This is a genomic window from Silvanigrella sp. (assembly GCF_044369315.1).
GTDB lineage: Bacteria > Bdellovibrionota_B > Oligoflexia > Silvanigrellales > Silvanigrellaceae > Silvanigrella.
Genome location: NZ_JBIPMD010000305.1, coordinates 1 through 3,316, shown reverse-complemented (window position 1 = coordinate 3,316; position 3,316 = coordinate 1). Strand labels below are relative to the sequence as shown.

The window sequence follows — 3,316 nt, the reverse complement described above, 5'->3', positions numbered from 1 at the left end:
ATTTAATTCTGGATTTATGCTTTGTAAAAATCACTTATTGGGAGGACACTCCGTCATTAAATTAGAAGGTGAATGGCGAATGGCAGGTCCTGTAGAAAAAACAGCCAATTTTAAAGAAGGATCGCTGGTTTCTTTCCAATGAGGGAGATATGTAAGCCAAACTAAAATAGCACCTAAAAAACAGCCAGAAATTTGTGCGCACATAATTGGGAAAATTTCTGAAATAGTATAAATACCGCCCAACAAATACTTTGCTAAAGTAACCGCCGGATTCAAATCAGCTTGAACAGAGCCCGCAGATTTTGCAACAAAAACTCCGCCCATAACTGCAAAACCCCACCCTGTAGAAATAGCTAGCCAACCCGCATTTATCCCTTTCGATTTTGTCAATAAGGAATTGGCAACAACACCCCCTCCGAATAATATTAAAAAAACACTGCCTAAAAATTCTCCTAGTAATATGTCTTCCATAACTATTCCCCATCGATGCTCATGTAAAAAATTTGCTAGACTCAACGAACACGATTTTTAACTTTTTGTCCATAAGACAATTAAATTTTTTTAGATTGACAAATTTTGTTGAGCGACATACATATCCAAAAAAATGTGTTCAATTTTTAAACATATTTTATAATCTCTGTAATTATGAATTTTTACTTTTTGATAACAAAGGATAAAATAAAAAGCCCATATGATGTATTATGAAAAGAATGGACTTTTTTACCTTTATTAAAAATAAAGGCACAGAAACAAATCATAAAGGAACAAATTGATGATTGGATTTTTTCGTGGAATATTGATTGAAAAAACTCCTGAAAATATTATGCTAGATGTTGCTGGAATTGGGTATGAAGTTGAAGTCCCTGCAACAGCTTTATGCCAGCTCCCTGCCCTCCAGCAGGAAGTCCATCTAAGCATTCTTACTCATGTTCGCGAAGATGCTATTCGGCTTTTTGGTTTTACTTCTTCATTTGATAAAAAAGTATTTCAAGAACTTATTAGTGTTTCGGGAGTAGGCCCCAAAGCAGCATTAGCATTATTAGGCTCTGTAGATGGGTATGATTTATGCGAAATTATTACAACAGGTCAAATTGCAAAATTAACCGCCATACCAGGTGTTGGACCTAAAACTGCAGAAAGATTGCTCCTGGAACTAAAAGATAAAATGCAGAAATTAATTGCCCGTAAAAAAGATGATGTAGAAATTCAAAAGACAAGGGTATCTTCAAATATAGCGGGATCCATTGTGGATAGCCAAAAGATTTCCCATAAAATGGAACAGAAATTACTTCGCAGACAAATTATTGAAGATCTTAAAAGCGCATTATCTAATTTAGGTTACAAGGACAAACAATACTTTGAAGTCGTAAATAGCTTTGAACAACGTATGCAACTAGGTGAAAATATTTCAATAGAAATTGCACTAAAAGAATCTCTTTCTAAATTATCTGAACGGATGATACAAAAACATTAAGGCCACAATTTATGGAAACCAGTGTACATACTAAGTTTGATACATCAGTTATACTTCCCGAACTCGCAAAAGAATCGCTTGAACCCCATGTTAATTTACGGCCAAAAAACTTTGACGAGTATCCAGGTCAAGAAAGAATTTGTGAAAATCTAAAAGTATATACACAAGCCGCAAAACTTCGTGGGAAAATGCTCGATCATTGTTTATTTCATGGACCCCCTGGATTAGGTAAAACAACTCTTGCAGGAATTATAGCGGATACCATGGGGTGCCTCATTAAGGTAACATCAGGCCCTGTTATTGAACGCGCAGCAGATTTAATGGGTATTTTAGCAAGCATTGAACCAAGAACAATTCTTTTTATAGATGAAATTCATAGACTTCCTGCAAATGTAGAAGAAATTCTTTACTCGGCAATGGAAGACATGCGACTTGACATTCTTATTGGTCAAGGCCCCACTGCCCGCACCGTAAAATTTGATCTTCCTCCTTTCTGTATTATCGGTGCCACAACAAGGGCAGGCTCCATTTCTGCTCCTCTTCGAGATCGTTTTGGAATTCAAGAACATCTTGATTATTATACACCTGAGGCACTCACTAAAATATTACTGCGAAGTGCGACAATCATGAACGCACATATTAAAAAAGATGCCGCATATTTATTATCAAAAAGATGCAGAGGGACACCACGTATTGCAAATCAATTATTAAAAAGAATACTTGATTTTGCATTAGTATCTCATAAATCAATTATCGATTGCGAAATTGTAAACCTTTCCCTTGAAAGACTTGGTGTCGATAGCGAAGGACTATCTCTAATGGATAGGGAATTCCTTAAAATTATGAGCGATCGTTATCAAGGCGGACCGGTAGGTCTTGATGCTATCTCTGCGGCATTAAATGAAGAAAAATCAACTTTAGAAGATGTTTATGAACCATATCTTGTATACAGGGGATTTATTTTAAGGACTGCACGAGGGCGGATGCTATCTGAGTCTGGTAAAAAGCATCTTCAAAATAGCTTTGTTACCTTATAATATGCTATATTTTTCAATAATAGCTTTATACTCTTTTGAATGAACTAATTTATTCAATGCATCTTCAAATAAAAGTGACTTATCTCTACTTTTTTTAGAAAATGCAACATATCTTGGAATTGATTTTACTGAAGTAGGTAAAAATCGTACTAAATTTGAGTAACCATAGCTTCTTGATACGAATGAGAGAGTATAGAAATCACCAATAATAACATCTACAAATCCTTCAACAAGGCCAGTTACAAGATTTTCATTATTTGCAAATTCTACTTTTGTAAATTCTTTGTAATTATCAAATTCAGAAGTATAATTATACCTTTTTACCACACCAATTTTTTTATTGTTAAAATCAGATAATGACTGCCAATTCTGTATAGTTGAATGTTTTTTAACCATAAATACATGCAACCATTTCGGATGGGTCCTACAAGATAAAATAATTTTTTTCTTTCTGGTGTAGGGACAAATTGCCAAGCAAAATCAATATCATCGTCACTTAATAAAGAAACAACATCATCCCATGATTCATTTTTAACGGAGTACTTAATTTTAAGCTGTTTCATAATAAGATCAATTATTTCATAATCCATTCCCATTCTATTTCCATTTTTAATATAATTGAATGGAGGATAATTTATTTCACAAGCAGCTTTCCACTCCTGAGGATAGGAGTTTTGTTCAAGTAAGAAAAACGATAGAGTGTCCTCCCAATAAGTGATTTTTACAAAGCATAAATCCAGAATTAAATATCCTTTTGAGGAGGAGATTTAAATGGAGATGGAAAATAGAATTTTAAAATTGTCAG

At 34.1% G+C, this 3,316-nt stretch carries 5 protein-coding genes; 2 read left to right on the top strand and 3 right to left on the bottom strand.

Annotated elements, in window-relative coordinates:
• Positions 1-30: 30 nt before the first annotated feature.
• Entirely contained in the window at positions 31-471 is a 441-nt protein-coding gene (locus ACIQ56_RS15935) for an MIP/aquaporin family protein (protein WP_397602024.1), read from the bottom strand.
• Positions 472-772: 301 nt separating this feature from the next.
• Between ACIQ56_RS15935 and ruvA the strand changes: the two genes are divergently transcribed.
• Both ruvA and ruvB read left to right on the top strand, forming a co-directional pair.
• The gene (gene ruvA / locus ACIQ56_RS15930) at positions 773-1,474 is read left to right on the top strand and encodes a Holliday junction branch migration protein RuvA (protein ID WP_397602023.1); all 702 of its coding nucleotides are present in this window, start codon (positions 773-775) and stop codon (positions 1,472-1,474) included.
• Positions 1,475-1,485: 11 nt separating this feature from the next.
• Positions 1,486-2,511: a Holliday junction branch migration DNA helicase RuvB gene (ruvB, locus tag ACIQ56_RS15925; RefSeq protein ID WP_397602022.1), complete on the top strand. Its 1,026-nt coding sequence runs from the start codon at positions 1,486-1,488 to the stop codon at positions 2,509-2,511.
• On the opposite strand, the gene ACIQ56_RS15920 is transcribed toward ruvB, so the two are convergent.
• Positions 2,506-2,838: a hypothetical protein gene (locus tag ACIQ56_RS15920; RefSeq protein WP_397602021.1), complete on the bottom strand. Its 333-nt coding sequence runs from the start codon at positions 2,836-2,838 to the stop codon at positions 2,506-2,508. The genes ruvB and ACIQ56_RS15920 overlap by 6 nt on opposite strands.
• On the bottom strand, positions 2,832-3,149 hold the full coding sequence (locus ACIQ56_RS15915; protein WP_397602025.1) for a substrate-binding periplasmic protein: 318 nt from the start codon (positions 3,147-3,149) through the stop codon (positions 2,832-2,834). Before ACIQ56_RS15915 ends, ACIQ56_RS15920 begins: the two co-directional genes overlap by 7 nt.
• Between the last annotated feature and the right edge of the window lie 167 nt (positions 3,150-3,316).

Coding starts and splice junctions, on each gene's coding strand:
- ACIQ56_RS15935 (WP_397602024.1), bottom strand. CDS start 471: ATGGAAGACATATTACTAGGAGAATTTTTAGGCAGTGTTTTTTTAATA.
- ruvA (WP_397602023.1), top strand. CDS start 773: ATGATTGGATTTTTTCGTGGAATATTGATTGAAAAAACTCCTGAAAAT.
- ruvB (WP_397602022.1), top strand. CDS start 1,486: ATGGAAACCAGTGTACATACTAAGTTTGATACATCAGTTATACTTCCC.